The following is a 24,398-nucleotide window of genomic DNA, read 5'->3' as shown; positions in this document are numbered from 1 at the left end:
TTAGAAGAGGGAAAAGGAGCTTAGAGGACGATGAAGACCGTATATGATGTGCAACAGCTGCTCAAACAGTTTGGTACGATCATTTATGTCGGCGACCGGCTCGCCGATTTAGAGCTGATGGAAGAGGAAGTGAAAGAACTGTACGAATCCCAGCTGATCGATGTCAAACAGCTGCAGGCCGCTTTGCTGATTTTGCGGCACGAGGCACAAATCGAGCGGGACAAACAAGCGAAAAAAGGATGAGGACGAAATGCAACAATGGTTGGTAGGTGTGGATCTTGGCGGCACGACGACCAAAATGGCGTTCATGACAACGGACGGCATCATCGTGCACAAATGGGAAATACCGACAGATATCTCAAATCAAGGAAAACATATCGTCACCCATATTGCCCGGTCGCTTGACGAGACGCTTGCCCGGCTTGGCGAGACGAAGGAACGGTTGCTCGCCATCGGCATCGGTGCTCCCGGGCCGGTGCAAGAGGAAACCGGAACGCTGTATGAGGCCGTCAATTTAGGGTGGAAAAATTACCCTTTGAAACAACAGTTGGAAGCGGCGACAGCGCTGCCGGTCGCTGTGGATAACGACGCCAATATCGCTGCGCTCGGCGAAATGTGGAAAGGAGCCGGGGGCGGCGCCCCCCACTTGCTGTTTGTGACGCTCGGCACCGGCGTCGGTGGGGGAGTGATCGCCAACGGCGCCATCGTGCGTGGGACGAACGGCGCCGGCGGGGAAATTGGACATATGACGATGATCGTTGACGGCGGTGCACCGTGCAATTGCGGCAAAACCGGCTGCCTTGAAACGATCGCGTCAGCGACCGGCATCGTGCGGATCGCCAACGAAAAACTAGCGGCCGACGAGCGGCTAAGCGCGCTGCGCGGCGGGGAGGTCACCGCCAAAGCCGTGTTTGATGCCGCTAAAGCGGGCGATGCGCTCGCCCTTGAAGTCGTTGACGAAGTGACGCACTATCTTGGCTTGGCGTTGGCGAACGCCGCCAATGTAACCAACCCGGAGAAAATCATCATCGGCGGCGGCGTCTCGAAAGCAGGCGACATACTCGTTGAGCGTGTTGCCGCCCATTTCCGCCGCTACGCTTTTCCGCGTGTCGCCGACGGGGCGGAGATCGCCTTGGCGACGCTTGGCAACGATGCCGGCGTCATCGGCGGCGCCTGGCTAGCTAAGGTGCTCGCTAGTGCATAAACAACAACGGCTGGCTGCCAGATGGCGGCCAGCCGTTGCTTTCATTTTTTGGCGTCTCGTGACATATGTTGAAGATAGAAGAATGGGAAGGGGAGAAGGCGCATGCACATGCAAGCATGGCCAGGCGATACGTTTGAGAAGTATGGACGATGGTTTCGCGTGCCGACCGAGTTAATCGCAGACGCCAATCCGCACGTCGAAAAGGGAACGCTGCGCCCGGGACAGACGGTCGCCATCCCGGGCTATGAGATGATGGATACATGGGAAGCACTCGCCGGCTGCCTGGCGCTGCCCGTTGAGACGCTGCGGCGGTTGCCGGGGGCGATGGCAGTCGTCAATGGAACGGCGCCGCTGCCAAAGCGGATCATGTCTCCGATCGTTCGCCGTGCCCAGCCATACGATTTTGCCGCCCTTGCCGAAGATATCGCGGCTATTATCCGCTGCTACCCGTTTGTGCGCCAGCGGACGATCGGCCATAGCGTACTCGGGTTGCCGCTTATCGAGCTGCAAATCGGACGCGGGCCCGTACGTGTTCATATGAACGGATCGTTCCACGCTAACGAATGGCTGACGACCGCGGTGTTAATGGCGCTCATTGATGATTATTTACGAGCGCTTGTCGATGATGCCGTGCTTGCCGGCCATCGGGTGCTTGAGTATTACCATAAAGTCACCCTTTCGATCGTGCCGATGGTCAACCCGGATGGCGTCAACCTTGTGCTGAACGGCCCGCCCGAAAAGGAGCCGCACCGGAGCGAAGCCGTCCGCATCAACGGCGGCTCGTTCGATTTTTCGCAATGGAAGGCGAACATCCGCGGCATTGATTTAAACAACCAATTTCCTGCCCGTTGGGAAATTGAACAGGCGCGCAAACCCCCAAAGGCGCCGGCGCCACGTGATTTCCCCGGCTTTGCCCCGCTCACCGAGCCGGAGGTGAAGGCCATGGCGGCGTTGGCGGAAGCAAGCGATTTTGCGATGGTTGTCGCATTTCATACACAAGGGAAAGAAATTTATTGGGGATATGAAGGATTGGAGCCTCCAGAAGCGGAAAAGACCGTCAACGCGATGGCGGAAGCAAGCGGGTACAAGGCTGTCCGCTATATCGACAGCCATGCCGGCTATCGTGATTGGTTCATTCAGACGTGGAAGCGGCGCGGCTATACGGTCGAGCTCGGCGAAGGAGTCAATCCATTGCCACTCTCGCAATTTGGGCAAATTTATCGGGACGCCCTCGGTCTGTTTTTGGCAACGCTTAAAATGGCGTAAAAAACGCAAGAGGCTCGATTCGCCTCTTGCGTTTTTAATGCGTGCCGGTCGGAATTCCTTGATGCAAAATCGTCATGATTGTAAACCAACCGAATACGGCGGCAGTAGCAAGTCCGAATAAAAATCCGAGCACGTTTTTCTCGCGCAACGTGCGGAACATTCCATAAAGGGCAAGCAGAGCCACGAGCGCAAAAATAATGACTGTACCCATCATTTTCCCCCCTCATGAAACAGTATGTACAAACGAGTCCATTCTTTTTCATTGTAATCTTTTTTCTTCCATTTGTCGAGGTCCATTCCCTTTTTATTTTTCCCTTTCATCGCGTGGGAAAAACCAGTAAAATAAAGCTAAACATGCATTGGCCATGCCAGATAAAGGAGGAAACGGTTATGGAATGGACTCGCATCCCTGTCGGCCCGATTCAGGCGAACGCCTACCTTTTGTCGGCTGAAGACGGCGCATGCGTCATCGTTGACCCCGGAGCGGAAGGAGCGGTGCTCGTTCGCCGGATTGAAGAAAAACAGCTGACTCCGATGGCGATTTTATTGACGCACGCTCATTTTGACCATATCGGCGGTGTTTCGGATGTGCTCGCCCGCTGGGACATTCCGGTGTATTTGCATGAAAACGAAAAACAGTGGCTGCAAGACCCGGCGCTAAACGGCTCGCTGTATTTCGGCGGTCCGGTCGTTGTCCGCTGCGAACCGACATCCATCACAGGGCCGATGACGCTGACGGTCGGGCCGTTTACGTTTGACGTCCGTGAAACGCCGGGCCATTCGCCAGGCAGTGTCTCATATTATTGCGAAGCGGCAAAGCTCGTGTTCTCTGGCGATGCGCTGTTTGCCGGCAGCATCGGACGCACCGACTTGCCAGGTGGCCACCATGAACAGCTGTTGACGAGCATTCATCGCGAGTTGTTGACGCTGCCTGAAGAGACGATGGTCTTGTCCGGACACGGACCGGAGACGACGATCGGCATGGAAATGGATACGAATCCGTTTTTGCATGGATTTTCATAAAAGAAAAGCAACGCTCGAATCCGAACTGTTGTTCAGACCTTTTGCGCCTTGCTGCATTTCATGAAAAACAGGCAGACGCCCGTCGTCTGCCTGTAAACCAGAAAAAACCCTTCTTAGCCGCGCCAAGAAGGGTTTTGGGGGATGTTCTATCCACAATCATGGGAGGGGATATAGTTAAGCTACTACTATAATAACGATATACGATTGTTTTCACTATGTCAATAGTAAAAAAATAAAAAATTGGGGAAGGAATGAATGATGGATCAACTGTACAAGAGCATTGCCGCCGCGCCGGACGGGAGGGTGTCATACGCTGATTACATGCAAATGGCCCTTTATGATGAACGTTTCGGCTATTACATGCGTGAGAGAGAAAAAATAGGAAAGGAAGGTGATTTTTTTACGAGCAGCTCTTTGGCGGCGGCGTTCGGAAAAGCGCTCGCTTCGTTTTGGATTCGGCTCGTGGAACGGGGAGGGCTGCCGCCGGCCGTTTGCGAATGGGGGGGCGGGGACGGGCGTTTGGCGCTGGCCGTATTAGAGGAATGGAAGAAAAAAAGCCCGCATACATATAGAAATTTGTCGTATACAATCATTGACCAAAGCCCGTTCCACCGCCGACGGCAACAAGAAACACTGCGTCCGGTTGCGGAAAAGATAAGGCAATATGACGGCGTTTCCCGCTGGCTGGCCGAGTGCGGGCCGTTTTCCGGCATCGTGTTTAGCAACGAGTTTTTTGACGCTTTTCCCGTTCATGTCATCACAAAGGAACATGGCGTTTTGTACGAGTGGTTCGTCGCCGCCCGCGGCGGCCGGCTCGTCGAGGAAAAAGCGCCGCTGCACGACCCGGATATTATCCGTTATTTAGATGAACGAAGGTTGGTTCTCACCGAAGGCCAGCGCTTGGAAGTGCCGTTGGCGGTGAAGCGGTTTTGGCTTGAGATCGGGCCGCTGTTCCGACAGGCGGTGATGGTGACAATCGATTACGGCTGCACCGATGAACAGCTGGGCGCACCGGCGCGGCGGCATGGAAGCCTGCGCGGCTATTTTCGCCATCGGCTCATTGCCGACCCGCTCTGTCATCCGGGGGAGATGGACTTGACATCTCATGTGCAATGGGATGCGCTTCGTTTATACGCCCGGCAGACCGGATGGGAGGAAGTGGCGTTTGTCCGCCAAGACCGGTTTTTATTGGCGGCCGGCCTCTTAAACGAATGGGTCGTTTCTGAAAGCATGGAGTTGTTTTCGCCGGTAAACCGACAAAACCGGATGATTCGCACACTTATTGCCGATGACGGCATCAGCCGTTTTTTCGATGTGCTCGTTCACCAAAAAGGAACAAAGCTTTCCGCTGCCGACATTTGGGCGGCGCCGGAGTTTTTGCCGTAAAGAAAAACAGGCAGAAAGATCTGCCTGTTTTTATTCGCCCATGCCGGGCACCATCATAAACGTCGTCCAATACGTGAACGCGGCAAAGAAAATGGTTAAATACGCCCCGAAAATATAGATGTACATTCTCTCGGTCAGTTTTAAAAAGCCGAGGAACAGGAAAAACACCGTTTGGCCAAAGAAGATGAGTGATGTCGTATGCATATGGCCGAGGTAAAACATGACAGCGAAAATGCCGGTCCAAAAAGCGAGCACGCGGAACATGCGGTCCATTATGTATCCCTCCTTTTATACAATCCATTGGTCTTTACTTATTATAATGTACAATAGTTGGGAATGTAAATAACGCTTTCGGACAGGCTGTAAGAAAAAAAGATGGGGCGCCTGCCGCCCAGCCGCCGCCCAATATGAAGGAAAAAGGAGGAGACAGGCCGCTGCTACGGACGGATGGCGATGCGGTAGGCGCAGCGGCGGCTGCCGTCCATCATATTTTCTGTTTCAGCCATTTTCGCATCGGCAAACAGCACGTCCACCATTCCTTCCAGAAACGAATGATGCATGCCGCACACTGTATCAGGATGCTGTGCAGCGATTTCTTTGAACGGACAGTTGAAAATGTCGAGGTAAAGCACTCCTTCGTTCTCTTCATAATGGAATTGCGGAAGAAATCCGGCCGCCTCAGCTGCTTCTTCCATGATGCGGATTTTGTCTTCCAAGGTAAGCGCGCTTGCTGAACCGTTATGCGGCAGGCGATTGGCAACGAGTTCATAACCAAACTGCTTTCCTGTTTCACGCAACGCCTCGATCCCGGCCGGCCCCAGTTTGGCCATCGTCTGAATGGCGATGCGGGCAAGAAGCTGGTAGTCACGGAACGGAAAATACAAACCGACGACTTCGTCAGATAACCGGTACAATCGGCTCGGCCGCCCGCCTTTTCCCGTCTTTTGTGTATCCGATACGACCATGCGAACGTCTTCAAGCTTTGTCAAATGAAGACGGGCGACGTTCGGATGGATATGGAACTTTTCAGCAATCTCCTGAACCGAAACTTCGCGGTGTATTTTAGCCATGTATTCGTAAATATGAAATCTTGTTGGGTCGGACAGCACGTTTGTAATTTTTAATGTTTGTTCCATCGGGGTTCCCTCCTAAATAAATCATTGATACGGTTATTATAATGAAATAGGTGAAGGCGAGGAATGATTTTTGTCACTATTGACGATAAGTGAGCAAAAGTTCAAAAAATGTTCACGAAAAAAATTTCGACAGCAGCAGGAAAACCGATAACGTCCGTCGAAATTCAAAGCAACCTAATGGAAGGGAGGGAATATGCGCTGGATGATATCGAACAAGTAGCGAACCGTCTCCTCGCTGAAGCGGTGCAGCGCCGCGCCTCTGACCTTCACCTCATTCCGCGCCGCCATGATGCGGCCATCCGCCTCCGTGTTGACGGCATGCTCATCGATGTTGGTACGCTCCCGAAAGAGATCGCCGAACGCGTCATCGTGCATTTCAAATTTTTAGCCGACATGGATATCGGTGAACGGCGCCGTCCGCAAAGCGGGGCGATGGAAGTAAACGAATCCGGGGAAACGGTCTATTTGCGCTTATCGACGCTGCCGACGCTTTACGACGAAAGCCTCGTCATCCGCCTCTTGCCGCAGCGCTTTTCGCTGCCGCTTCGCGAACTATCCTTATTTTCCCACTCCACCGCACGATTGTTTTCCTTTATGCAGCAGCCGCAAGGGCTCATATTGCTGACCGGCCCGACCGGGTCGGGAAAGACGACGACGTTGTACACCCTTCTTGATGTTTGTCAAGCGGAAAGACAGCGCAACATCATCACATTGGAAGATCCAGTCGAAAAACGAAATGACCGGTTTTTGCAAGTGCAGATCAATGAAAAAGCAGGCATCACGTATGCGGCCAGCTTGAAAGCCGCTTTGCGCCATGATCCGGATGTGTTAATGGTCGGGGAAATCCGCGATCATGATACGGCGGCCATCGCCGTGCGGTCATCGTTGAGCGGACACTTGGTCGTGTCGACCATGCATGCCGCGGATGCCGTCGGTGCGGTGTACCGGCTGCATGAATTCGGTGTGCCACCCGGCGACTTGGCTGAAACGCTGCTTGCCGTTTCGGCGCAGCGCCTTGTCGAGCTATGCTGTCCGCTATGTGGCGACGATTGCCATCCGGCGTGTCGCCGGCTTCAACGCAGACGGCGTGCCGCCGTCCATGAACTGCTTTACGGACCGGAGCTTATGAATGTCATCCGTTCGCTGTCGGACAGTGATGGGCGACGGCCCCGCCGCCATATGACATTAGGGCGCCTCATCCGCAAGGGAATCGCGCTTGGTTATTTGCCGACCCGCGCGCTTGAGCTTGCCGAAGGGGGAGAGCGATGAGGAGAAAAATGTGGCCGCTTGCTGAACAAGCGTTGTTTTTTATCCGGCTCGGCCGGCTGCTTGAGCGCGGCTACCCGCTCGGACACGCGCTCGAATTTTTAGCCATTCAAGCGCCGGTGAAGCGTCGGTTGGAGCTTGAACGCTGCTTGCAGCAGCTGCGGGCCGGGTCGCCTCTTTTTGTCGCCATCGGGGGGATGTCCATCGACCGCATCGCCATCAGCCTGCTCTTTTTTGCCGAGCGGCACGGCGATTTGCCCCGCGGCATGGCGGAGGCGGGAGCGGCGCTTGCGCAAAAAGCGCGCTTCGGCGAACAATTGCGCCGCTTCAGCCGCTATCCTCTTTTTCTCTTTGTTTTGCTCATTGTCATGCTCGTGTTCATGCAACGATGGCTGCTCCCGCAATTTGAGCAGACCGCCGCGGCGCTTTCGCCCGGAAATGAACAGACTTCTTTACTTATTGCGCTCATTGCCCATGCGCCGATGGCATTGGCAGGCATCGCCGCCTTCCCCATATTCTTCTGGTTGTTTTACGCCGCTTTCTTCCGCCGTTGGCCGGTCGCCCGCCGGCTTCAGTTCGCTTTATCCATTCCATGGTGCGCCTTATTGGTGAGATTGGTTGCCACATATGTAATGGCCCGTCAGCTCGGCCGCCTGCTGCAAGCGGGTTTGTCCGTTTATGAAGCGCTCGGCGTCTTTAGCGAACCTTTTTCCTGGCCGTTTCTGCAAATGGAAGGGAAACGAATCCGCGAAGGGTTGGTAAAAGGGATGGCGCTTGACGATCTCGTCAGCGCCGCCCGCTACTACGAGCCGGAGTTGACGCTTGTCATTCGCCACGGTCAGTCGAACGGCGAACTTGGCAAGGAACTCGAACATTATGGGGAGTTTTTGCTGCAAGTGATCGAAAAGCGGCTCGAAACGGCGCTGAAGCTTGTGCAGCCGGTGCTGTTGTCAGCGGTCGGAGCATTCGTCGTCGGAATGTACTTGGCCATTTTGTTGCCGATGTTTTCGATGTTAAATGGATTGTAAGGCTGCTTAGGGGATATGCGGCGGTTACGGATGAGCGCGAACCATGATGATGCAAGGAGGAGTTGCCGTGAACGAAAAAGGATTTACACTCATTGAAATGCTGATTGTGTTAATGGTCATTTCGGTGTTGCTGTTAGTGGCGATTCCGAACATTACGAAGCATAACGGCATGATCAACGACAAAGGATGTGAGGCGCTTGTCAATACGGTGCAGGCGCAAGTGAAGGCATATGAGATGGAGCATAACAAAATTCCAACCATTCAAGAATTGCTCGATGGCGGGTATATTAAATCAGATAAATGCCCAAACGGCCGTGCGATCCAAATTAACGAGAACGGCGATGTGAGCGAAGTTGGCTCGTAACGGCGGGTTTACGCTGCTTGAAATGCTTGTTGTGTTGTCGGCTGCACTGCTGTTGGCCGCGCTCGTTGCCCCGACCCTCAGCGGGATCATGCACCAACGTGAGGAAACGTATATGTTGGCACTGTTGCGCGCCGATTTATACGGCGCCCAGCAACATGCCGTCGCCAGACGGGTGAAAGTGTCCGTGTTTTTTACCGAGGGGAGCGGCGAGTATCGGGCGGTTGATACGGATAGCGGCCAGCGGATCATCGTCCGCACGCTTCCGGCGCCATGGCAGTTTCAGCTCGGCACGCTGCGCAACCCGCTTATCTTTACCGATAACGGCAATATCGAACAAGGCGGGACCGTTTGGGTAAAAAGTCGCAAAGGCAATTATAAAGTGACATTTTTGCTCGGAAAAGGGCGGTTTTATGTGCAAAAAATGTAGCGGCGGATTTTTGCTTGTTGAGGGATTGTTTGCTCTTGTGCTGTTATGGACGACAGCTGCTGTTCTCCTTCCTTTGTTCATGCAAGTGGTGCTCGAACGGAACAACCTTGTGCTTGAGGAAAAGGCCCGCCGACTGATAGCCGTTGCCTTGTATGAAGAGCCGTTTGTCGGTGAAACGACGGTGGTGGACGGGCGAACAACGTTTCGCCTGCAGGCGCACGAGGAAGGAGGACGGATGTGGAAAGTATGCGTGCGCTGGAACGATTACGCCGGCCGCGAGGTGGTGAGATGCGGGTACGGAAAGCGGTAGCCGGGGGACAGGGATTTACACTTTTAGAAGCACTGTTGGCACTAACGGCCGCATTGACCGTTGCGGCTGTCATCCCGGTGTTGCTGTCTGTCCGCCCGCTTGGTGTTGTTGCGCCGGTTGACGGGTTTACGCACCTTGAATGGCGTTTGTTTTTACAGCAATTGCAAATCGAGTTGCATGAAACGGAACGATGGTCGGCGGATGGGACAACGCTTTATTTGCAAAAATGGAACGGCGATCAGGTGAGCTTTTCGTTCGTCAAGTCCAATGTAATCCGTCAAGTGAATGGAACGGGCAACGAAACAGCGCTTCGCCATGTGCAGGCTGTTTCGTACCGTGTTGGTGTCCGCGGCCTGTTTGTGCAAGTGACAGGGGACGATGGCATCGTTTATGAGGCGTTTGTGGCGCGGGCGTTTTAGCGGAAGCTCTGCCTGTTCGATCGCGAGCGGCTCTTAGCGGCCGCTTTGCTTCCTTTGACTCGGGAGGGGATATTTCGATGTGAGGATTGTGGACTTGAAATGGACAGAGATCGAAAGACAGCATCAATCTTTCGAACTACCTTGCATAGCGATTTGTACCGTGAGTTGCATGGGAAGTGAAGTCTTCGGAGCGTCAACGAAACGAGAGTAGCTTCGGCGAAATCGGACGCGATGAGCAAGGAAGCAAACGAAAACTGCTGCAACGTTCTTGTAGAATTTTGTAAGTTTTGCGTAACGGGACGAAGGAATGAAAGGAGGAAAGGGAAAGATGGGACGTCAGGACGGTGTCATTTTTCCGCTTGTAGCGGTCGTCGCGCTGCTGTTTGCTTTTTCCGTTACGCACGTCCTGCTTTTATATGAAGTGGAACAACAGGCGATGCATGACGCCCGTCAGGCCGTTGAGGCGGATGAGCTCGTGCAGATGGCCGTATTTGACGTAAGAGAACAAATCGCGGCGTCGGATCCATCGATGGTCGGGCATGAAGGGGAATGGACGTACCCGCGCGGGACAGCTGTCTATCGTTGGGAAAAAGAGGGGGAAACGAGCGTCCGAGTCGCCTTGTCCGTCCGCTCGTCATCCGGACTGAGAAGAAGTGTTGTGTTTACGGTGGTGCTCCCGGCGCTCCATATAACCGAATGGAGCGAACAAAACGATTAAAAAAGGAAAGAGACGGAAAAACTAAAAGAAAAAAAGGGGGGACGCTGATGGCGGTCAACGATTACGTCAAATTTGTCACTCAGCAGTTTGTCGCGTATATGGATATGCCGAAGGAGGAACGGACGCGGCGGCGAAGCGAGCGAAAACAAGAACGGCCCCCGCTCTCTTACCACCTGTTCGGCATGATGCCGCTTTCGCTCCGCTTGTTGTTTCGGCGCCGCCCGTAACGGACGCCCGCTGGCCGACCCGGCCGGCGGGCGTTTTGCGCTTAAATGGCACCGGCTGATCCCGCGTATAGGGTTGTTACGAGGAGTGCGGCATTAAATAGAAAAGACCACCGTTAATGACGGAAACAGTGATGCGCGGCTTATACTGTTTTTCAAGCGCTTCTTTCTCGATATAATAACATTCCGGCTTTTCTTCCGCATCTTTGTAAAATTCATCAAGGAGCGCCAAATCGTCAGCCCAGCGTTGGCGCGCTTCGTTGGCCCACGTATGATCGTCGGCGGCGATGCGGCCGCGAATATATTGTTCAAGGCGGCTGATGCCGCTTCGTAGCTTAATGAGGGGGGAAATGGTGAAACAATAGTCCGGGATTTTCGGCGTCAGCCGCCGCTCACGCAGCCGTTCGTGAAACGATTCGATCATTGTTCCGCTGATAAGATGCAGGCCAAGGGAAACGATGTCATCTTTTTTTCGGTCGCATTCGTACGAAATGACAACGTTCATGCCAAGCCACGGATGAAGGGCGGCGTTTCCGGCAAGCGGGGCGTCCGGCTCTTCGTACAGGCGGATAAAGCTGCCGCGCTTTTGTGCTGAGCGGAACAGCTGGTGCAGCCGCGGCGCTCCAAAATGAAGCCGGTCGCCTTTTAGCTTGTTCGTCTTTTCACTCGGGCGGGTGATCAGCGTCAGCTGCATCGGTTGCGGAACGCCGCCCGTCCGTTCGATGTAATGCCAATAAAATGGACGGTTCATCAGCTCTTTATCCATTTCTGCCGTCAGTTGGACCGTCATATAGTCGTCGTTCGCTTCCAAAAACGTGCAGCCGTTGGCGGCAAAATAGCGTTCCACAAAACGGCGGATTTCATGTTGCTGCATGCCGCTCGCCTCCTGCTTTTCTAAGTTGTTCGGCAAGTTCGATCATCGCCATGATGTTTTCCATTTTAATTTTCATTTCTCCTTCGCTCCGCGAGTGGACGAGGGCGTCTTCAAAGTAATGCTCAAGGTCGGCGAGGTTCATGTTCGCCAAAATGTCGTCCAATTCGCCGACGACCCGTTCGAACAGGCGGATTTTTTCATACAATAGTGTTAAAATATGTTCTTCCACCGTCTGTTTGACAGCAAAGTTGTAAATGTAAACATCATCGGTTTGGCCGAGCCGGTGGACGCGGCCGATCCGCTGTTCAAGGCGCATCGGGTTCCACGGCAAATCGTAGTTGATGACATAGCGGCAAAACTGCAGGTTAATGCCTTCACCGCCCGCTTCGGTGGCGATGAACACTTGGGCGTGGTGTTTAAACAGCTCCTGCATCCAGTCTTTTTTGCCGCGCCGGAAGCCGCCGCGAAATGGGACGGATGAAATGCCGTGCTGTTTTAAAAACCATTGTAAGTACAGCTGCGTCGCCCGATATTCAGTGAAAATAATCACTTTGTCATTAATGGAGCGGATGAGTTCAAGCGCTTTTTCCGCCTTTGAATTCGTCGTGACGGCGTTGATTTTTTCCAGCACCTGCTCGAGCGCTTCAGGGATGGCTCCTTCGCATTTCTCCATCATATTTTTTATGGTTAAAAACAGCGCTTCACGGCTGCTGCACGCTTCGCGAAGCAAGGTAATGAGCGAAAACGAACCGGCGAACGACTCATGCCGGAGCGCTCTCACTGCTTCGTACAGCTCGCGTTCTTCATCTGTAAATTCGATCAGCACCGGCTCGACGTGGCGCTTTGACCATTCGATCGGCGTATCAGCGCGGCGGTTGCGGATCATCACCTTGTTGACAAGCGCTTTTAAGTGTTCGTTTGTTTGCACCGCCCTTGTTTTGCCGTACGTTTTCGTAAACTGTTCGGCGTTGCCTAAATGGCCGGGCTTCAGGAGTGAGACAAGGTTGAAAATTTCTTCGATTCGGTTTTGGATGGGCGTTGCCGTCAGCAACAAACAAAACTTCTTTTTTAAATTTTGCACAAACTCGTAGTTTTTCGTTTTGTTGTTTTTCAGTTTGTGCGCTTCATCGATGATGATCATATCGTACGGCTGCTCGTAAATGATGTCGCGGTGCGGCGGTTTTTTCGCCGTATCAATCGAAGAAACGACAATGTCGCACTGTTCCCAGACATAGCTCTTTTTTTGCTGGACGGCCGGGATGAAAAACTTTTCGTTCAGCTCTTTCACCCATTGTGAAACAAGGGAGGCGGGAACGAGAATGAGCGCTTTTTTCACAAGGCCGCGAATCATATATTCTTTGAGGACGAGCCCGGCCTCAATCGTTTTGCCAAGGCCTACTTCATCGGCCAAAATTGCTTTGCCATTCATTTCTTCGACGACGCGGCGCGCCACTTCAAGCTGGTGTGGCAAAATCGTTAAATGCGGCAAATGTTTCGGTGCCTGCAAGCCGGTAAATTCCGGCACACTTAAATGATGGGCGGCCTCTAAAGCCAGCTCGTACATTTCCCAGTTCGCCCATGGGCCGTCTGTTTCAACGCGCGCAAGAAATTCCTCTTTCCACGCCCCGTCTAGTTTGATCTCAATGTCCATGGCCATCCCCTTCCCTCGATACGAATATTTATATCGATTATGGATAATAATTCAAGCAAAATAAGAACATTTTTGCAGTTAATTCCTATAAAAGTTCGTTTATTACCTATTGCCCTTTTTGAGTGGTTAATGGTAGTATAAATTTAGAACATTCGCATGAATGGTTGATGAGGGCGTTCTTTAGTATGCCCGCTTTGGAACAATTTATTGATCGGCGGATGACGGCAAGGGGAGAGACTACGGAATGTAGCGCCGAAGGAGCAAGCGGAAACGCGAATCTCTCAGGCAAAAAGACTCTTGCTTGACGCAGCTCTGGAGAGCGCCTGCATAAGGCAGGCCACCCAAGAGGAAACCGACCGGCTCGTGCGAACCGCTAATGGCTGTGCCGACCTAGAGCCGACGGGAAACTTTCAGGTGCCAGGACAGAGCCACCTTTTATATATAAAGGGTGGAGTCTGTCCTTTTTTGCGTCACAGATCAAAGGAGGGAATCGGATGCTGAAGCGCACGCCACTCTTCCCGGTGTATGCCCGTTACGGTGCCAAAACCGTCGAGTTTGGCGGCTGGGAAATGCCGGTACAATTTTCGAGCATTAAGGAGGAACATGAGGCCGTAAGGACGCGCGCCGGGCTGTTTGATGTTTCGCACATGGGGGAAATTACTGTCCGCGGCCGCGGCAGTCTCGCCTTTTTGCAAAAGCTGATGACGAACGATGTCACCAAGCTGCGTCCGGGGCGGGCACAATATACGCTCATGTGTGATGAAAACGGCGGCACGGTTGATGACTTGTTAATCTACTATAAAGGAGAAGACGATTATTTGCTTGTCGTCAACGCCGCCAATACGGAAAAAGATTTTGCTTGGCTGAGCGAGCACATTGATTCAGATGTCGAACTCGAAAATATTTCGGCGCAGACAGCGCAACTCGCCTTGCAAGGGCCGGCGGCTGAACGCGTGCTGCAAACGTTGACCGATGTAGAGTTGTCGGCTTTACGCCCGTTTTCGTTCGTCGACGATGTCGAAGTCGCGGGTGCGAAGGCACTCGTTTCACGCACAGGCTACACGGGCGAGGATGGATTTGAAATTTACTGCCAAGCTGAGGATGCCATCGCTTTGTGGGACGCCATCTTAACGGCCGGGGCCGAAGACGGGGTCGTTCCATGCGGGTTGGGAGCGCGCGATACACTTCGGTTTGAGGCGTGCCTGCCGCTTTACGGACAAGAGTTGTCCGACACGATTTCCCCGCTTGAAGCCGGCCTTGGCTTTGCTGTCAAAACAGAAAAAGAGACGCCATTTATCGGTCAAGCTGCACTGAAGCAACAAAAAGAAGCCGGGCTGCCGCGTCGGCTTGTCGGCATCGAAATGATCGACAAAGGGATTCCGCGCCATGGCTACCGCGTGTATGCCTCCGGCGAAGAAGTCGGCTTCGTCACGACCGGCACACAGTCACCGACGTTGAAAAAAAATATCGGCTTAGCCCTTGTGAAAGCGGAAGTGGCCGCGATCGGCCAAGAAGTAGAAGTGGAGATCCGCGGCAAACGATTAAAAGCAACCATTGTACCGACCCCGTTTTACAAGCGGGCCAAGTCATAAGTAAGGGGGAAGGAAAACCGTGCTCCACCGTTATTTGCCGATGACGGAAGAAGACAAACAAGAGATGTTGAAGACGATCGGTGTCGCCTCGATCGATGAACTGTTCGCCGACATTCCGGAACAAGTCCGGTTCCGCGGCGAGCTGAATGTGAAACCGGCGAAATCTGAGCCGGAGCTGTGGAAAGAGTTAAGTGCATTAGCGGAGAAAAACGCCAATGCGAAGCAATACGTTTCCTTTTTAGGCGCCGGGGTGTACGATCATTATATTCCGGTTGTCGTCGACCATGTCCTGTCTCGCTCCGAGTTTTACACGGCGTATACGCCATACCAACCGGAAATTTCCCAAGGCGAGCTGCAGGCGATTTTCGAATTTCAAACGATGGTATGCGAACTGACCGGCATGGATGTCGCCAACTCGTCGATGTACGACGGCGGCACGGCGCTCGCCGAAGCGGTTTTGCTTAGCGCCGCTCATACGAAGCGGAACAAAGTGCTCATCTCGTCCGCTGTCCACCCGCAGTACCGCGAAGTGGTGCGCACGTATGCAAAAGGGCAGCAGCTCGAGGTGAAGGAAATCCCGTATAACGGCGGTGTCACGGATGTTGAGGCGCTTGCTGCCGAACTGGGGGACGATGTGGCGTGCGTTGTCATTCAATATCCGAACTTTTTCGGCCAGATCGAGCCATTGAAAGCGATCGAGCCGCTCGTCCATGAAAAGAAAAGTTTATTTGTTGTCGCCAGCAATCCGCTTGCGCTTGGCGTTTTGACGCCGCCAGGGGCATTAGGGGCGGACATCGTTGTCGGCGACATGCAGCCGTTTGGTATTCCAATGCAGTTCGGTGGTCCGCATTGCGGCTATTTTGCCGTTAAAGCGCCGCTTATGCGGAAAATCCCGGGCCGTCTTGTCGGGCAGACGACCGATGAAGACGGGCGCCGCGGGTTTGTGTTGACGCTGCAGGCGCGTGAGCAGCATATCCGCCGCGACAAAGCGACATCAAATATTTGCTCGAACCAGGCGCTAAATGCCCTTGCGGCTTCGGTGGCGCTCTCGGCGCTTGGCAAGCGGGGCGTAAAAGAGATGGCGGCGATGAACATGCAAAAAGCGCATTACGCAAAAAGTGAGTTGGAAAAACGGGGCTTGCTGTCGCCGTTTGCCGGTCCGTTTTTCAACGAATTTGTCATCCGGCTCGGCTGCCCGGTTTCTGATGTGAACGCCCGCCTGCGGCAAAAAGGAATCATCGGCGGCTACGACCTTGGTGTTGAGTATCCGGAGCTTGCCGACCATATGCTTGTTGCTGTCACGGAATTGCGGACGAAAGAAGAAATCGATCGGTTCGTCAACGAATTGGGGGATTGCCATGCATAACGATCAACCGCTCATTTTCGAACGAAGCAAGCCAGGACGAATTGCCTACAGCCTTCCGGCGCTCGACGTTCCGGCCGCTGATCTTAACGAACTCGTTCCGGCTGACTATTTGCGTACTGAAGAGCCGGAACTGCCGGAAGTGTCGGAATTAGACTTAATGCGCCACTATACGGCCCTCTCAAAGCGGAACCACGGCGTCGATTCCGGATTTTATCCGCTCGGGTCGTGCACAATGAAATACAATCCGAAAATCAATGAAAACGTCGCCCGCCTCGCCGGATTTGCCCACATCCATCCGCTGCAGCCGGAAGAAACGGTGCAAGGGGCGCTTGAACTGATGTACGACTTGCAAGAGCATTTGAAAGAAATCACGGGCATGGATGCGGTCACCTTGCAGCCGGCCGCCGGCGCGCACGGCGAATGGACAGGGCTGATGATGATTCGCGCCTATCATGAAGCGAACGGTGACTTCGGGCGGACGAAAGTGATCGTTCCTGACTCGGCGCACGGCACGAATCCGGCTTCAGCAACCGTCGCCGGCTTTGAGACAGTGACAGTCAAATCGACGGCTGACGGCCTTGTCGATTTAGAGGATTTGCGGCGCGTCGTCGGCGCCGATACGGCGGCGCTCATGCTCACCAACCCGAACACGCTCGGGCTGTTTGAAGAGCAGATCGTCGAAATGGCGGAAATCATTCATGAAGCAGGCGGCAAGCTGTATTATGACGGTGCGAACTTAAACGCCATTCTCGGTAAGGCGCGCCCAGGAGATATGGGGTTTGACGTCGTCCATTTAAACTTGCATAAAACGTTCACCGGCCCGCACGGCGGCGGAGGCCCAGGTTCCGGACCGGTCGGGGTGAAGGCCGATCTTGTACCGTTTTTGCCGAAACCAGTCATCGCCAAAGGGGAAAACGGCTATTATCTCGATCATGACCGCCCGCAGTCGATCGGCCGCGTCAAGCCGTTTTACGGCAACTTCGGGATCAATGTCCGGGCATACACGTACATCCGCTCGATGGGACCGGACGGCTTAAAAGCGGTGAGCGAATACGCTGTCTTAAACGCCAACTATATGATGCGCCGGCTCGCCGAGTATTACGATTTGCCGTATGACCGCCATTGCAAGCACGAGTTCGTCCTCTCCGGCAGACGGCAAAAGAAACTTGGCGTCAGAACGCTTGATATCGCCAAACGGTTGCTTGACTTTGGCTTCCATCCGCCGACCGTCTACTTTCCGCTCATTGTTGAGGAGTGCATGATGATCGAGCCGACTGAGACGGAGTCGAAAGAAACACTCGATGCGTTCATCGACGCGATGATTCAAATTGCCAAAGAAGCAGAGGAACAGCCGGAAGTTGTACAAGAAGCACCGCATACGACCGTCGTCAAGCGACTTGATGAAACGACGGCAGCGCGCAAACCGATTTTGCGGTATCGAAAAGTAGAAGAAAGCCATTAAGCTGAACAATCGATCAGCGGCCCGCCCGACAATGGGGCGGGCTCTTTTTTTGGCGGATATACACCGCCAGTGGACATTGACAGAAAAGTTTAGTTAGTTTATCATATAAACTAATAGAAATTAATCCATCTAGAAGGGGAGAAAGACATGCATTATCGCCAACTAGGAAACACCGATCTGACCGTGAGCGAACTTAGCTTCGGCACGTGGGCGATCGGCGGCTCATGGGGGAAAATCGATGATAAGGAATCGTTGCGCGCGCTTGCTTATGCCATAGAGCGCGGCGTCAACTTTTTTGATACGGCCGATGTGTATGGCGACGGCCATAGCGAAGAGCTGTTGGCGAAGGCAACGAAAGGAAAAGAAGACCGCATCTACATTGCGACAAAGTTTTGCCGTGCCGGCGATATTCACGACCCGAAGACATACTCCGAAGCGTCGGTGCGCGCGTATTGCGAGGCAAGCCTGAAACGGCTTGAGCGCGAGGTGATCGATTTGTACCAAATTCATTGTCCGCCGTTTGAAATCTTAAAACAAGGCGCGGTCTTTGAAGTGCTGGAAAAGTTGAAACAGGAAGGGAAAATCCGCTATTACGGCGTCAGTGTTGAAACGATCGAAGAAGGGCTGTTCGTCATCGAGCATTCAGGGGCGAGCGCGCTGCAAGTCATTTTTAACATCTTGCGGCAAAAACCGCTCGAACGGTTGTTTCCGGAGGCAAAACGGCTCGGTGTCGGCATTTTGGTTCGCCTGCCGCTCGCGAGCGGGCTGTTGACCGGCAAGTTTACGAAACAAACGACGTTTGCCGAGGATGACCACCGCTATTTTAACCGCAACGGAGAGCAGTTTAACGTTGGAGAAACGTTTGGAGGGCTTGAATTTGAAAAAGGGGTGGAGCTTGCTGATAAGCTGCGCTGGATCGCCAACGGGCGCGGCAGCATGGCGAAAGCGGCGCTCCGCTGGGTCATCGATCATGAGGAAGTGACATGCGCCATTCCGGGCTTTAAAACGGTGAAACAAGTTGAAGAAAACTTGGCGGCGTTGGCGGTACCATCGTTCAACGAAGAAGAAAAAGTGCAGCTCCGCCGGTTTTATGAGAACGAAGTGCATCCGCACATTCGCGGGGCATACTAAATCAATAAGATAAAAAGGATGACAAACACGTGCGGACAGGAAACATTACGCTTGTCAAAAAAATGAATAAACAGCTTGTGTTGAAATTGATTCGCGACCAACATCCGATTTCGCGTGCTGATATTGCGAAACGAACCGGGTTAAATAAAGCGACCGTTTCAGCGCTCGTCGACGAGCTGATCGCCGAGCATTTCGTCCATGAAAGCGGTATCGGTATTTCCACCGGCGGGCGCCGGCCGCTTATGCTTCGTTTTAATGCCGACGCCGGCTCGCTTGTCGGCATTGAGCTTGGCGTCAACTATTTGTACGCGGTGCTGACCAACTTAAACGCCGAAATTATATGGGAGCAGCGGCGTTCGTTCCGCCCGGAAGAGGGGCAGGAGGCCATTGTCAGTGAGATGATCGAACTGATTGAGGCGGCCATCCGCCGGGCCCCGGCGACGCCGTACGGCGTGATGGGGATCGGCATCGGTGTTCCCGGCGTCGTTCACACGGAAAGCGGGACAGTCATTTTCGCGCCGAATTTGCGCTGGGGCGATGTTGCGCTCGCCTCGGCTCTGCAAAAACGGTGGCCGCAATATCCGGTCATCATCGAAAATGAGGCGAAGCTCGCGGCGCTCGGGGAAAAATGGTTCGGCGCCGGCAAGGAGTTTGCCCATTTTGTCTACATTAGCACCGGCATCGGTATTGGCGCCGGCGTCGTCCTTCATCATCAGCTTTATCGCGGGGTGAACGGACTAGCTGGTGAAATCGGCCATCATACGATCGACTTAAACGGTGTCCGCTGCAACTGCGGCAACATCGGCTGTTGGGAAATGTACGCATCGGAAAAATATATTGAACGCCGTTTGGCGGAGGAAGGCCGTTCGGAATGGCTCGATGACCGTTTTTCCGTCGCCGCGATGGCGTTGGCGGCGGAACACGATGAACAGCTGGCCGGCATTTTGGAAGAAACGGGCCGCTATCTCGGCATCGGGCTGCTGCAAGTCATTTATGCGTACAACCCGGAAGCGGTCATTGTCGGCGGCCCGCTCGCCCGCGCCGGCGATTATGTGCTCCGCGCGGCCCGTAAAGAAGTGGGGGAGCGCATTCTCGTCAAAAAAGAAAACGAGCCGTACATGATCGTCTCAAAGCTGAAAGAAAAAAGCTGCGCCATTGGCGCGGCCGCTTCGGTATTGGAGGCGGTCGTTCTGCCGCCGGAATTTGAGTCGGCATTTTAATCGCTGCAGACGAAAAGAGGCGTCTGCCTTTTCTGGCGAACGCCTCTTTTTACAGCCCTTAGGCTTTTTTCTTCACTTTCCCAGTCCACGTTTTAAATCCGCCTTTTAAATGGTACAAGTTGCGGTAGCCTTTCCGGTACAGCATTTGCGCGGCTCGCCCGCTGCGCAGCCCGTTTTGGCAATATAAATAAATCGGCTGGTCTTTGCGCAGTTCTTTCATGCGCATGCGCAGTTGAGTGAGCGGAATGTTGCGTGCCCCTAAAATATGTCCAGCCGCAAACTCATCCGGTTCGCGGACATCGACTAATTGCGCTTTTCGGTAGCCGGCGCGGAACTCTTCTTCTGTCAACGCCTTGACAATTCTCCGCTGCCACAAATACGTGATGACGGAATACACGATGATCGCGCCGAGAACAATAAGCAAAGCTTCCATCCGTCACGCCTCCTTTCCCTTCGTCCACTATTCCTATTATATAAAGTTGCCGCTTAGAAGCAAAGTGTTTTCATAATGGCATTTTTCTTCCCTTGACCGGCGTTGTTTGCTAAACTAGTAAAGGCGGTAGAGAAGGCGGTCTAATCTGGCTTGCAAATAAGCCGTCCCAACGCCTATATCGCATGTTTGAAATCGTAGAGAAGGTGAAACGATGGCAAAAGAAGTATGGCGCTTTATCGATTCCGGCGACCGTTCGCCGTCGTTTAATATGGCGCTTGATGAGGCGCTCTTGGATTGGCACAGCGCCGGGAAAATCCCACCAACCATCCGCTTTTACGGTTGGAATCCGCCGACATTGTCAATCGGTTATTTCCAAAAGGTAGAAAAAGAAATCGACTTAGAGGCGGTCAAGCGCCACGGTCTCGGCTTTGTCCGCCGTCCGACCGGAGGGCGCGGCGTCTTGCATGACAAAGAATTAACATACAGTGTGATCGTCTCAGAATCGCACCCGGACATGCCGCAGACGGTGACGGAAGCGTACCGCGTCATTTCCCAAGGCATTTTAGAAGGATTTCGTTTCCTTGGGCTTGACGCATATTTTGCCGTGCCGAAAACGGAAGAAGAAAAAGCGGATTTGCGCAGCCCGCGTTCAGCCGTCTGCTTTGATGCGCCGTCGTGGTACGAGCTCGTGGTTGAAGGGCGCAAAGTAGCCGGCAGCGCGCAAACGCGGCAAAAAGGGGTCATTTTGCAGCACGGTTCGATTTTGCTTGATTTGGACGAAGACTTGCTGTTTCGCTTGTTTAAATACCCGAACGAGCGGGTGAAAGAACGGCTGCAGCGCAATTTTAAAAACAAGGCGGTCGCGATCAATGAGCTGACTGAGCGAACGGTCACGATCGAGGAAGCGAAAGAGGCGTTTTACAAAGGATTTGAAAAGGGGCTGAACATCGTGCTCGAGCCGTATACGCTGACGGCTGAGGAGTTGGCGTATGTCGAAGAGTTGGCCCGGACGAAGTACGAAAGTGACGAATGGAACTTTAAGCGCTGATCAGCAACATGGAAAATCGTTCATTTTCCGGCAAAAACGGCATCATCCAACCGGTTTTCTCCGCTTTTCGCCGTTTTTTGCCTTTTTTTCTGCTTGACAGAAATGAAATCATTTGTTCTCAATCACAATATATAGTATGATTTTCGAAAAAAATCATACTATATATTGTTCTTTTCTGTTTGATATGGTAAGGTAGAGAAGACAGGACAACTTTGCCAAAACATGAGAGATTATATAAAAGAGGAGAGATAGGAGAATGACGGTGGCGTCGTCCGAAAAATTGAAAATCAATATTGACAAGCTGAACGAGGACATCCGCCTGTTTCCGCAAGTGCATCCGATTACGCCCGATATGCACATCACCCATAAAGGCGTATCCCGTTTGGTTATGCTTGACCGGTATTCGTTTAAGGATACGGAAAAGCTGACGCTCACACCGGGCGATTTCGTCGTGTTGACGATCAAAGAGGACCCGAAATTCCCGGCCCGCGGCCTCGGTTTTATCGTCGACATCGACTGGGAGGCGAAAAAAGCGCGCGTGTTGATTGAGGATGAATACCGGCATGTGCTTGAAGGCGAGGAAGCGGAAACGGGCATTGTGTTCCGCTCGCTCGACATCATCGACAAGCCGCTTGAAATTTTCTACGAGCAAATCGCGAAACGAAACGCGACCGGGCTGGCGGCGGTGGAGAAAACGGAGGAAAAGCGCAACGAGTGGTTCCAAAAGTTTTATGAGGAGCTGTCCAGCATGAACTTTGTGCCGGCCGGGCGCGTGTTGTACGGGGCGGGTTCGGGCAAGGAAGTGACGTATTTCAACTGCTATGTGATGCCGTTTGTGAAAGATTCGCGCGAAGGCATTTCTGAACACCGAAAGCAGGTGATGGAAATTATGAGCCGCGGCGGCGGTGTCGGCACGAACGGTTCGACGTTGCGGCCGCGTCATACGCTCGCGCGCGGGGTGAACGGCAAATCGTCCGGGTCGGTCTCGTGGCTCGATGATATCGCCAAGCTGACCCACCTTGTCGAGCAAGGTGGCTCCCGCCGCGGCGCCCAAATGATTATGCTCGCTGACTGGCACCCGGACATTATCGAATTTATCGTCTCGAAAATGCAAAACCCGCGCATTTTGCGCTACTTGCTTGAAAACACAGAAGACGAAGGCATCCAAAAAGCGGCGCGCGACAAGCTGAAATTCACACCGCTCACCGAGCGGGAGCGAGCGATGTACGAAGCGATCGTCCGCTACAAAAACGAGCCCGGCTACGGTGGCTTCACCGAAGAGATCATTAAAGACGCCGAAGAAAAACTGCGCACCGGCGGTACATACACGGTGCACAATCCCGACTTTTTGACCGGTGCGAACATTTCTGTCTGCCTAACGAAAGAATTCATGGAAGCGGTCGAAAACGACGACGAATATGCTCTCCGTTTCCCGGACGTGGAAACCTATTCCGAAGAGGAAATGCGTATTTACAATGAAAAATGGCATGAAATCGGCGATGTGCGCGAATGGGAGAAAATGGGCTACCGCGTTCGTGTCTACCGGAAAATCCGCGCCCGCGAACTGTGGAAGCTGATCAATATTTGTGCGACGTATTCGGCCGAGCCGGGCATTTTCTTCATCGACAACGCCAACGAAATGACGAACGCCCGCGCCTACGGGCAAAAAGTCGTGGCGACCAACCCGTGCGGGGAACAACCTCTCGCACCATATTCGGTCTGCAACCTGGCGGCCATTAACTTGGCGAACATGGTGGACAAAGAGCAGAAAGTCGTGGACTACGAAAAGCTGAAGCGCACGGTCGAAATCGGGGTGCGGATGCAAGACAATGTCATTGACGCAACGCCGTACTTCCTTGAGGAAAACAAAAAACAGGCGCTCGGCGAGCGCCGCATCGGCCTTGGTGTCATGGGGCTTGCAGATTTGCTCATTTACTGCGAAAAAGCGTACGGTTCCGAGGAAGGAAATGAACTCGTAGATGAGCTGTTTCGCACGATCGCCACAACTGCGTACCGGGCCTCGATCGAGCTGGCGAAAGAAAAAGGCAGCTTCCCGTTTTTGGTCGGCGAAACGGAAGAAGAAACGCGAAAGCTGCGCGAGGCGTTCATCAACACCGGCTATATGAAACGGATGCCGGATGACATTCGCCAGGATATTTTGCAATATGGCATTCGCAACTCGCATTTGCTGACGGTGGCGCCGACGGGATCAACGGGAACGATGGTCGGCGTCTCGACCGGGCTTGAGCCGTACTTCTCGTTTTCGTACTACCGGAGCGGGCGCTTGGGCAAGTTTATTGAAGTGAAGGCGGATATTGTCCAAGAATATTTGGACAAACATCCGGAAGCCGACCCGAACCATTTGCCGTCTTGGTTTGTGACAGCGATGGACTTGCCGCCGGAAGCGCACGCCGATGTACAATGCATCATCCAGCGCTGGGTGGATTCGAGTTTGTCGAAAACGGTCAACGCGCCAAAAGGCTATACGGTCGAGCAAGTGCAAAAAGTGTACGAACGTTTATGGCGCGGCGGCGCCAAAGGCGGCACTGTCTATGTCGACGGCAGCCGCGACGCGCAAGTGCTGACGTTGAAAGCGGAAGAAAACACGGTTGATGAGCAGTTGGAGCTCATTCCGGAAGAAACAGAAGAACAAGTGAAGAAGCGCACCGTCGTTCTTGTCGATACGATTCAAGATGTGCGCGCCACCGATGTGACGATCGGCTCGGAAATCGGCAACATTTGTCCGATTTGCCGCGAAGGGACGGTCGAAGAAATCGGCGGCTGCAATACGTGCACAAACTGTGGCGCCCAGCTGAAATGCGGGCTGTAATCACGATGCGGGTGAGCTGG

Annotated in this window: 26 protein-coding genes and 1 riboswitch; of the genes, 20 read left to right on the top strand and 6 right to left on the bottom strand. The window is 53.4% G+C overall.

The genetic code is table 11. The annotated features are described in order from the left end of the window. Positions 1-30: 30 nt before the first annotated feature. From M493_RS11755 to M493_RS11745, 3 genes are all read left to right on the top strand, one after another. A complete protein-coding gene (locus M493_RS11755) occupies positions 31-243 on the top strand; it encodes a YqgQ family protein (protein ID WP_020960576.1) in 213 nt (70 codons plus the stop codon). 7 nt (positions 244-250) lie between these two features. Continuing rightward, the gene (locus M493_RS11750; protein ID WP_020960575.1) at positions 251-1,204 is read left to right on the top strand and encodes an ROK family glucokinase; all 954 of its coding nucleotides are present in this window, start codon (positions 251-253) and stop codon (positions 1,202-1,204) included. A 102-nt stretch (positions 1,205-1,306) separates the two neighbouring features. Next, positions 1,307-2,470, top strand: coding sequence for a M14 family metallopeptidase (locus M493_RS11745; protein WP_020960574.1), 1,164 nt, complete (start codon positions 1,307-1,309; stop codon positions 2,468-2,470). 34 nt (positions 2,471-2,504) lie between these two features. On the opposite strand, the gene M493_RS17760 is transcribed toward M493_RS11745, so the two are convergent. Then, positions 2,505-2,681: a DUF2759 domain-containing protein gene (locus M493_RS17760; RefSeq protein WP_020960573.1), complete on the bottom strand. Its 177-nt coding sequence runs from the start codon at positions 2,679-2,681 to the stop codon at positions 2,505-2,507. A 179-nt stretch (positions 2,682-2,860) separates the two neighbouring features. Between M493_RS17760 and M493_RS11735 the strand changes: the two genes are divergently transcribed. Both M493_RS11735 and M493_RS11730 read left to right on the top strand, forming a co-directional pair. After that, the gene (locus M493_RS11735) at positions 2,861-3,493 is read left to right on the top strand and encodes an MBL fold metallo-hydrolase (protein WP_020960572.1); all 633 of its coding nucleotides are present in this window, start codon (positions 2,861-2,863) and stop codon (positions 3,491-3,493) included. A 258-nt stretch (positions 3,494-3,751) separates the two neighbouring features. Continuing rightward, complete coding sequence (locus M493_RS11730; RefSeq protein WP_020960571.1) at positions 3,752-4,879, top strand: class I SAM-dependent methyltransferase; 1,128 nt, start codon at positions 3,752-3,754, stop codon at positions 4,877-4,879. 30 nt (positions 4,880-4,909) lie between these two features. Here the strand turns inward: M493_RS11730 and M493_RS11725 are convergent, their stop codons facing one another. Both M493_RS11725 and M493_RS11720 read right to left on the bottom strand, forming a co-directional pair. After that, positions 4,910-5,152, bottom strand: a complete 243-nt coding sequence (locus M493_RS11725) for a DUF2626 family protein (protein ID WP_008879854.1) — start codon at positions 5,150-5,152, stop codon at positions 4,910-4,912. A gap of 164 nt (positions 5,153-5,316) precedes the next feature. Further along, positions 5,317-6,015 carry a helix-turn-helix transcriptional regulator gene (locus M493_RS11720; RefSeq protein WP_020960570.1) on the bottom strand — a complete coding sequence of 233 codons (699 nt, stop codon included), beginning with the start codon at positions 6,013-6,015 and terminating at the stop codon, positions 5,317-5,319. Between the two features lie 177 nt (positions 6,016-6,192). Here M493_RS11720 and comGA point away from each other — a divergent pair, with 177 nt between their 5' ends. From comGA to M493_RS11680, 8 genes are all read left to right on the top strand, one after another. Then, the gene (comGA, locus tag M493_RS11715; protein WP_041267964.1) at positions 6,193-7,284 is read left to right on the top strand and encodes a competence type IV pilus ATPase ComGA; all 1,092 of its coding nucleotides are present in this window, start codon (positions 6,193-6,195) and stop codon (positions 7,282-7,284) included. Beyond that, positions 7,281-8,309 carry a competence type IV pilus assembly protein ComGB gene (gene comGB / locus M493_RS11710; protein WP_020960568.1) on the top strand — a complete coding sequence of 343 codons (1,029 nt, stop codon included), beginning with the start codon at positions 7,281-7,283 and terminating at the stop codon, positions 8,307-8,309. Before comGA ends, comGB begins: the two co-directional genes overlap by 4 nt. Before the next feature lie 67 nt (positions 8,310-8,376). Further along, positions 8,377-8,673, top strand: coding sequence for a competence type IV pilus major pilin ComGC (gene comGC, locus M493_RS11705; protein ID WP_020960567.1), 297 nt, complete (start codon positions 8,377-8,379; stop codon positions 8,671-8,673). Then, positions 8,663-9,100 carry a competence type IV pilus minor pilin ComGD gene (gene comGD / locus M493_RS11700; protein WP_020960566.1) on the top strand — a complete coding sequence of 146 codons (438 nt, stop codon included), beginning with the start codon at positions 8,663-8,665 and terminating at the stop codon, positions 9,098-9,100. The genes comGC and comGD overlap by 11 nt, the downstream gene beginning before the upstream one ends. Further along, on the top strand, positions 9,084-9,410 hold the full coding sequence (locus tag M493_RS11695) for a type II secretion system protein (protein WP_020960565.1): 327 nt from the start codon (positions 9,084-9,086) through the stop codon (positions 9,408-9,410). The genes comGD and M493_RS11695 overlap by 17 nt, the downstream gene beginning before the upstream one ends. Beyond that, the gene (gene comGF, locus M493_RS11690; protein WP_020960564.1) at positions 9,389-9,829 is read left to right on the top strand and encodes a competence type IV pilus minor pilin ComGF; all 441 of its coding nucleotides are present in this window, start codon (positions 9,389-9,391) and stop codon (positions 9,827-9,829) included. The genes M493_RS11695 and comGF overlap by 22 nt, the downstream gene beginning before the upstream one ends. 328 nt (positions 9,830-10,157) lie before the next feature. Beyond that, positions 10,158-10,547, top strand: coding sequence for a competence type IV pilus minor pilin ComGG (gene comGG / locus M493_RS11685; RefSeq protein WP_020960563.1), 390 nt, complete (start codon positions 10,158-10,160; stop codon positions 10,545-10,547). Positions 10,548-10,594: 47 nt separating this feature from the next. Next, positions 10,595-10,774, top strand: coding sequence for a YqzE family protein (locus M493_RS11680; RefSeq protein WP_020960562.1), 180 nt, complete (start codon positions 10,595-10,597; stop codon positions 10,772-10,774). A gap of 76 nt (positions 10,775-10,850) precedes the next feature. Here M493_RS11680 and M493_RS11675 read toward each other — a convergent pair whose 3' ends face one another. Both M493_RS11675 and M493_RS11670 read right to left on the bottom strand, forming a co-directional pair. Then, positions 10,851-11,645, bottom strand: a complete 795-nt coding sequence (locus M493_RS11675; RefSeq protein WP_020960561.1) for a YqhG family protein — start codon at positions 11,643-11,645, stop codon at positions 10,851-10,853. Then, the gene (locus M493_RS11670; RefSeq protein WP_020960560.1) at positions 11,632-13,296 is read right to left on the bottom strand and encodes a DEAD/DEAH box helicase; all 1,665 of its coding nucleotides are present in this window, start codon (positions 13,294-13,296) and stop codon (positions 11,632-11,634) included. Before M493_RS11670 ends, M493_RS11675 begins: the two co-directional genes overlap by 14 nt. Before the next feature lie 218 nt (positions 13,297-13,514). Continuing rightward, a riboswitch (glycine riboswitch) is annotated at positions 13,515-13,603 on the top strand. Between the two features lie 187 nt (positions 13,604-13,790). Between M493_RS11670 and gcvT the strand changes: the two genes are divergently transcribed. From gcvT to M493_RS11645, 5 genes are all read left to right on the top strand, one after another. Then, positions 13,791-14,888: a glycine cleavage system aminomethyltransferase GcvT gene (gene gcvT / locus M493_RS11665; protein ID WP_020960559.1), complete on the top strand. Its 1,098-nt coding sequence runs from the start codon at positions 13,791-13,793 to the stop codon at positions 14,886-14,888. Positions 14,889-14,907: 19 nt separating this feature from the next. Continuing rightward, on the top strand, positions 14,908-16,254 hold the full coding sequence (gcvPA, locus tag M493_RS11660; protein ID WP_020960558.1) for an aminomethyl-transferring glycine dehydrogenase subunit GcvPA: 1,347 nt from the start codon (positions 14,908-14,910) through the stop codon (positions 16,252-16,254). Further along, positions 16,247-17,716 carry an aminomethyl-transferring glycine dehydrogenase subunit GcvPB gene (gcvPB, locus tag M493_RS11655; RefSeq protein WP_020960557.1) on the top strand — a complete coding sequence of 490 codons (1,470 nt, stop codon included), beginning with the start codon at positions 16,247-16,249 and terminating at the stop codon, positions 17,714-17,716. The genes gcvPA and gcvPB overlap by 8 nt, the downstream gene beginning before the upstream one ends. Positions 17,717-17,863: 147 nt before the next feature. Further along, positions 17,864-18,847, top strand: coding sequence for an aldo/keto reductase (locus M493_RS11650; protein ID WP_020960556.1), 984 nt, complete (start codon positions 17,864-17,866; stop codon positions 18,845-18,847). 29 nt (positions 18,848-18,876) lie between these two features. After that, positions 18,877-20,067, top strand: a complete 1,191-nt coding sequence (locus M493_RS11645; RefSeq protein ID WP_020960555.1) for an ROK family transcriptional regulator — start codon at positions 18,877-18,879, stop codon at positions 20,065-20,067. Positions 20,068-20,125: 58 nt separating this feature from the next. Here M493_RS11645 and M493_RS11640 read toward each other — a convergent pair whose 3' ends face one another. Next, the gene (locus tag M493_RS11640) at positions 20,126-20,500 is read right to left on the bottom strand and encodes a rhodanese-like domain-containing protein (protein ID WP_020960554.1); all 375 of its coding nucleotides are present in this window, start codon (positions 20,498-20,500) and stop codon (positions 20,126-20,128) included. 211 nt (positions 20,501-20,711) lie between these two features. Here M493_RS11640 and M493_RS11635 point away from each other — a divergent pair, with 211 nt between their 5' ends. Further along, a complete protein-coding gene (locus M493_RS11635) occupies positions 20,712-21,548 on the top strand; it encodes a lipoate--protein ligase family protein (protein WP_020960553.1) in 837 nt (278 codons plus the stop codon). A gap of 256 nt (positions 21,549-21,804) precedes the next feature. Continuing rightward, entirely contained in the window at positions 21,805-24,378 is a 2,574-nt protein-coding gene (locus tag M493_RS11630; protein WP_020960551.1) for a vitamin B12-dependent ribonucleotide reductase, read from the top strand. The last annotated feature ends 20 nt before the right edge of the window (positions 24,379-24,398 follow it).

The organism is Geobacillus genomosp. 3, assembly GCF_000445995.2.
Classification (GTDB): domain Bacteria; phylum Bacillota; class Bacilli; order Bacillales; family Anoxybacillaceae; genus Geobacillus.
The sequence above is the reverse complement of the archived record's forward strand: the minus strand, read 5'-3'. Positions and strand labels throughout refer to the sequence as shown.

Excerpts from the sequence above, each read along its gene's own strand:
- M493_RS11670 (WP_020960560.1), bottom strand. The coding sequence starts at position 13,296 with ATGGACATTGAGATCAAACTAGACGGGGCGTGGAAAGAGGAATTTCTT.
- M493_RS11675 (WP_020960561.1), bottom strand. The coding sequence starts at position 11,645 with ATGCAGCAACATGAAATCCGCCGTTTTGTGGAACGCTATTTTGCCGCC.
- M493_RS11730 (WP_020960571.1), top strand. The coding sequence starts at position 3,752 with ATGGATCAACTGTACAAGAGCATTGCCGCCGCGCCGGACGGGAGGGTG.
- M493_RS11630 (WP_020960551.1), top strand. The coding sequence starts at position 21,805 with ATGACGGTGGCGTCGTCCGAAAAATTGAAAATCAATATTGACAAGCTG.
- M493_RS11695 (WP_020960565.1), top strand. The coding sequence starts at position 9,084 with ATGTGCAAAAAATGTAGCGGCGGATTTTTGCTTGTTGAGGGATTGTTT.
- M493_RS11650 (WP_020960556.1), top strand. The coding sequence starts at position 17,864 with ATGCATTATCGCCAACTAGGAAACACCGATCTGACCGTGAGCGAACTT.
- M493_RS11680 (WP_020960562.1), top strand. The coding sequence starts at position 10,595 with ATGGCGGTCAACGATTACGTCAAATTTGTCACTCAGCAGTTTGTCGCG.
- comGB (WP_020960568.1), top strand. The coding sequence starts at position 7,281 with ATGAGGAGAAAAATGTGGCCGCTTGCTGAACAAGCGTTGTTTTTTATC.
- M493_RS11640 (WP_020960554.1), bottom strand. The coding sequence starts at position 20,500 with ATGGAAGCTTTGCTTATTGTTCTCGGCGCGATCATCGTGTATTCCGTC.
- gcvPB (WP_020960557.1), top strand. The coding sequence starts at position 16,247 with ATGCATAACGATCAACCGCTCATTTTCGAACGAAGCAAGCCAGGACGA.
- M493_RS11745 (WP_020960574.1), top strand. The coding sequence starts at position 1,307 with ATGCACATGCAAGCATGGCCAGGCGATACGTTTGAGAAGTATGGACGA.
- comGA (WP_041267964.1), top strand. The coding sequence starts at position 6,193 with ATGGAAGGGAGGGAATATGCGCTGGATGATATCGAACAAGTAGCGAAC.
- M493_RS11725 (WP_008879854.1), bottom strand. The coding sequence starts at position 5,152 with ATGGACCGCATGTTCCGCGTGCTCGCTTTTTGGACCGGCATTTTCGCT.
- M493_RS11735 (WP_020960572.1), top strand. The coding sequence starts at position 2,861 with ATGGAATGGACTCGCATCCCTGTCGGCCCGATTCAGGCGAACGCCTAC.
- M493_RS11635 (WP_020960553.1), top strand. The coding sequence starts at position 20,712 with ATGGCAAAAGAAGTATGGCGCTTTATCGATTCCGGCGACCGTTCGCCG.
- comGG (WP_020960563.1), top strand. The coding sequence starts at position 10,158 with ATGGGACGTCAGGACGGTGTCATTTTTCCGCTTGTAGCGGTCGTCGCG.
- M493_RS11755 (WP_020960576.1), top strand. The coding sequence starts at position 31 with ATGAAGACCGTATATGATGTGCAACAGCTGCTCAAACAGTTTGGTACG.
- M493_RS17760 (WP_020960573.1), bottom strand. The coding sequence starts at position 2,681 with ATGGGTACAGTCATTATTTTTGCGCTCGTGGCTCTGCTTGCCCTTTAT.
- gcvT (WP_020960559.1), top strand. The coding sequence starts at position 13,791 with ATGCTGAAGCGCACGCCACTCTTCCCGGTGTATGCCCGTTACGGTGCC.
- M493_RS11720 (WP_020960570.1), bottom strand. The coding sequence starts at position 6,015 with ATGGAACAAACATTAAAAATTACAAACGTGCTGTCCGACCCAACAAGA.
- comGF (WP_020960564.1), top strand. The coding sequence starts at position 9,389 with ATGCGGGTACGGAAAGCGGTAGCCGGGGGACAGGGATTTACACTTTTA.
- M493_RS11750 (WP_020960575.1), top strand. The coding sequence starts at position 251 with ATGCAACAATGGTTGGTAGGTGTGGATCTTGGCGGCACGACGACCAAA.